The organism is Corynebacterium sp. KPL2838, from assembly GCF_040225455.1.
In the GTDB taxonomy this organism is placed as follows: domain Bacteria; phylum Actinomycetota; class Actinomycetes; order Mycobacteriales; family Mycobacteriaceae; genus Corynebacterium; species Corynebacterium rhinophilum.
Genome location: NZ_JBEHFT010000062.1, coordinates 1 through 4,428, shown reverse-complemented (window position 1 = coordinate 4,428; position 4,428 = coordinate 1). Strand labels below are relative to the sequence as shown.

At 54.9% G+C, this 4,428-nt stretch carries 4 protein-coding genes and 2 pseudogenes; all 6 read left to right on the top strand.

All coding sequences use genetic code 11. The annotated features are described in order from the left end of the window. Nucleotides 1-170 precede the first annotated feature (170 nt). On the top strand, nucleotides 171-989 hold the full coding sequence (locus tag ABRP98_RS11505; protein WP_349859332.1) for a GDSL-type esterase/lipase family protein: 819 nt from the start codon (nucleotides 171-173) through the stop codon (nucleotides 987-989). Between the two features lie 70 nt (nucleotides 990-1,059). Then, nucleotides 1,060-1,929, top strand: a complete 870-nt coding sequence (locus tag ABRP98_RS11500; protein WP_284783757.1) for an SGNH/GDSL hydrolase family protein — start codon at nucleotides 1,060-1,062, stop codon at nucleotides 1,927-1,929. A gap of 22 nt (nucleotides 1,930-1,951) precedes the next feature. Next, a complete protein-coding gene (locus ABRP98_RS11495) occupies nucleotides 1,952-3,604 on the top strand; it encodes an AMP-binding protein (protein WP_284783758.1) in 1,653 nt (550 codons plus the stop codon). Between the two features lie 86 nt (nucleotides 3,605-3,690). Continuing rightward, the gene (locus ABRP98_RS11490; RefSeq protein ID WP_284792230.1) at nucleotides 3,691-3,849 is read left to right on the top strand and encodes a hypothetical protein; all 159 of its coding nucleotides are present in this window, start codon (nucleotides 3,691-3,693) and stop codon (nucleotides 3,847-3,849) included. Between the two features lie 138 nt (nucleotides 3,850-3,987). After that, nucleotides 3,988-4,186 (top strand): annotated as a pseudogene (locus tag ABRP98_RS11485) (hypothetical protein). Continuing rightward, nucleotides 4,177-4,428, top strand: a pseudogene (locus ABRP98_RS11830) (hypothetical protein); the annotation flags it as partial. The pseudogenes ABRP98_RS11485 and ABRP98_RS11830, both read left to right, overlap by 10 nt.

Sequence of the window (4,428 nt, the reverse complement as noted above, 5' to 3'; positions counted from 1 at the left end):
AGCACTCACATCAGCTACACTGACCAAAGCAGCATAGCTAACCCCCGACGTGTCCACTTTCCGGGGGTCAGGCCCCAATCTACAAGCCCACAAACTGACATTCAGCTAAAAATCCATTAACCTAAACTTAGAAACCTCAAGGAGAAACAACAATATAAGAGGAAACAAGAATGAAATCCCCCACTAAACTCGCAGCAGTAGCAGCCGCAACCGCAGCTCTCATCGCAGGACACACCTCCGCCCTCGCCGCAACACCAGGCAACACCGTCCTCACCGGTGACAGCGTAGTAGCCAACCCAACCGTGCCTGACTACTGGAAGAATAAAGCAAACATCAAAGCAAACACCGGCGTCGGCTGTGTTAGAGACGGGGCCATCGCCGACGAAATCGCCAACGCATCCGTCGGCGCACACGTCGACCAGTACCAATGCGCAGGCGCTTCCTTTTCCACCGGCGGTGTACATATCGACAACGCCCTGCGCACCGCAGCTCAACACGGTGACCTCAACCCACAAACCAAAAACGTAGTCATCGTCGCAGGAGCCAATGACACCTATCCCTACGGCCCCGACGTCCAAGCATCAGACCGCGCAATCCGCAACGGCCTCCGCAATGCCATCAACATCGCCCACCACCACGCACCCAACGCCAAAGTCATGGTAGTCGGCTACCCCCACGTCTCTTTCAACAACATGTCCTGCTACAACAGCGGACTCGGCTCATCCAACCCCCTCCCCATTCCGGCCGGCAACACTGCAGGTACCGAGCAGCGCCTACAGAACGCCCTCCGCGAAGTAGCACAACAAAACAACGCCACCTTCCTCGACGCATGGCCAATGTCCGAAGGACACGACGCCTGCTCCCCAGACCGCTGGTGGGTAAACCTCATCGACATCATGCCACCAGCACCAGGCAATCTTCCTCTCCACCTCAATGCCCACGGCACCCACGCCTACGGCCAATTCATCGGACACAACCTCGCTAAGTGACCCAAACAACAAAGATTCCCGTGCAACCCCAAAATGCACGGGAATTTCCCGTCTAACAAGGAAAACACCCATGAAAACCACAAAAATCAACACAGCACTCGCCACCGCAGCACTAACAACCACACTCCTAGCCCCCACCGCACAAGCCCTCCAACCAGGAGACAAATACGTAGCACTCGGCGACTCCTACGCCTCAACCGGAACCATCACACAACCTGTCCCTGGCAGCACCCCAGCCTGCGTCAAAGACCAAGACAACTACCCACACCAACTAGCCAAACAACTCAACCTACAACTCGACGACGCCTCCTGCGCCTGGGCATTCACCTACCAATACGACAACCCCCAACACCACGCACTCCCCTTCACCGCCCCAGCCCCACAAAAACAACACCTCACACCCGACACCAAACTAGTCACCATCACACTCGGAGGAAACGACGCAGGACTAGCCGCCCTCTTCGCAACCTGCACACCACACATCCAAATCCCAGGGCTCCCCGACTGCGCCCCCATCGCAAAACCCATCACCGACGCCAGCATCCACAACCCCGACATCACCGGCCGAAACCTAAAACAACGCCTCACCGACATAGCCAACGACACCAAAAAACGCGCACCCCAAGCCCAAATCTTCTTCACCGGATACTACACAGCAGCCACCCCAGAACACCGCTGCCCCGAAAGCGGCTACCTCTCCCTCAACGACCGCAAATACATCAACAACTTCCTCACCGAAGTCAACAACACCATCCGACAAGCAGCACAAGAAACACACACTAACTACATCACCCCACCAAACGACCCCGAAGGATGGTGCAAACCCCCACACCAACGAAACTCCAACTACTACGGCCTACCCGAACAAAACCTCATCGCCCACCCCACCTCACTAGGCCAAAAACACATGGCCCAAGAAATCGCACGCAACATCCACTAACCCAAACACAGAAGGAGAACAAATGAACACCACCAATAAACTCAACACCACCAAAGAAACCATCCAAGGCATGCAGCACATGCTCAAAATGACCAAACAACGCGGATTCCTAACCCACAACGCACCAGCAAAAGCAAAACTACTAGGCCTCCGCAACATCGCCCGCTACCGCTTCTCCCCCGCAAGCAACCTCGAAACCGCCTACCAAATAGCCCCAAATACCACAGCAATCATTGACGACGACACACAACTCACCTACGCACAACTCCGCCACAACGCACGCAGCCTCGCCCAATGGCTCACAAACTACGCACAGCAACACAACCTCAAACCCCACCAACTCAACTACGGAATCCTAGCCCGCAACTCCTCCGGAGCCGCCACAGCAATCCTCGCCCGCTCCTACAACGGCGCAATAGCCAACATGCTCAACATCCAAGGCTCCCCAGAACAAATCAAAAACCTCATCCAACAAAACAACATCAAACTCATCATCACCGACCCCGAATTCCTCCCCAAAATCCCCCACAACACCGATAAAATCATCATCAACGACACCACAACAACCCCAAACCCAAACCACATCACCCTCAACCACATCACCCAAACCACCCAAAAAATCAAACTCCCCCTCATCCCCAAACAAACCCCCTACATCCTCTACTCCTCCGGCACAACAGGAACCCCCAAAGGAATCCAACGCAAAGAACCCACCTTCCCAGTAACCCTCGGCGCCATCCTCGACAACCTCGACTGGCACGCCAACCAAACCGTCTACATCCCCTGCACCCTCTTCCACACCTGGGGCATCGGAGCCCTCAACATCGCCATCGCAGGAACCTGCACAATGATCATGTCCCGGCACTTCGACCCCGACAAAGGCATGCAAATCATCCAAAAATACAAATGCGACGGCGCCGTAACCTCCCCAATCTTCTACAAAAACATGCTCGACAAAAAATACGACATGAGCAGCCTAAAATGGATAGGCTCCGGCGGAAACAAAGTCACCCCACAACTCGTCCACGACGTAAACCAACACTTCGGACGCCCCATCCTCACCACCATCTACGGCTCCACCGAAGCCGACCTCATCGCCTGCGCTAACCCCCAACAACTCGCCAACGACCCCACCACAGTAGGAACACCAGTAACAGGCGTCCAAGTCACCATTCGCGACCCACAAGGAAACCCCCTACCGCAAGGAAAAACCGGCCAAATCACCATCAAAAGCCCCATGATGCTCACCGGCTACACCAACCCAAACAAGAAACCCCCATACACCCAAGACGGAATGCTACAAATGGGCGACACCGGATACATCGATAACAACAACCAACTCCACGTCCTCGGCCGCTCAGACTCAATGATCATCGTCGGCGGAGAAAACGTCCACCCAGAATCAGTAACAGCAACCATCGAATCAATGCCCGAAATCGCCGAAGCAGCATGCATCGGAGTCGAAGACAAAGACACATTCCAAAGAATCGCCGCCTACGTCGTCACACACAAACCCCACACCCTCACCCCAAAACAAATCCAACAACACGTCGCCCAAAACCTCGCCGACCACTCCATCCCCCGAGATGTCCACTTCATCGACAAACTCCCACGCAACATCATGGGCAAAATCCAAATCAACCAACTAACCAAACTCCACAACCACCCCCACTAAAATTGCACCACCCCCACACACCAACTACGGTAAAATTCACGTACAAAACCAGTACGCAACCATTTCCCCAAACGAAAGGAAAACAAATGATTGCAGACCTCGTAACCAACGCGCAAGAAGCAGCACACGCAGCCATCTCCAACGGCTGGGACACCCTCGAGCAGGCAAGCCTTTTCTTCCGCAAGCTGCCATACCTCATCCCAGACGCACTCAACGAGTTCAACCGCAACATCCTCGGCTTCTAAAACACAAGCCAAAACACCCCCGAGAACACACCTCGGGGGTTTACTCATACCCCCCAGGGGCAACCCCCGCCCCACAACTCTCCAACCCACGGGCGACCAAGGCGTTTAGGGTGTGTACGGGTCTGGCCGGTGGGTGAAGTGTCCCAGGTTTTGTTCCGTTTGAGTAGATGGGAAAATCTGGAACATGCCGAGAAATTTTGACCAGGATGCGAAGGACCGTGTGATCCGTCTTGTGGAAGACCGCATCGTGGCGGAAAATATGTCGATGCACCCCGCGTGCCAGGCAGTAGCCCCAAAACTGGGGGTTTCATGGCACACAGCTCGTCAATGGACTTAAAGCCTGCCCGCCGTGCAGGAAACACCCCAGAACCTGTACCTGAAGATTTGGCCGCCGAAAACGCGAGGCTACGCCGTGAAAATCACCAGCTACGCGACACCAATGAACTCCTGAAGGCCGCGTCAGCTTTTTCGCCTCACGACCAGGCCCCAAGCCTCGGTTATGAGGACCTGACCCCCTTTTGGTGGACACCTGATATCCAGCCTAGTCGGGCTGGGAAGAAAGGTAATCTACCACCATGC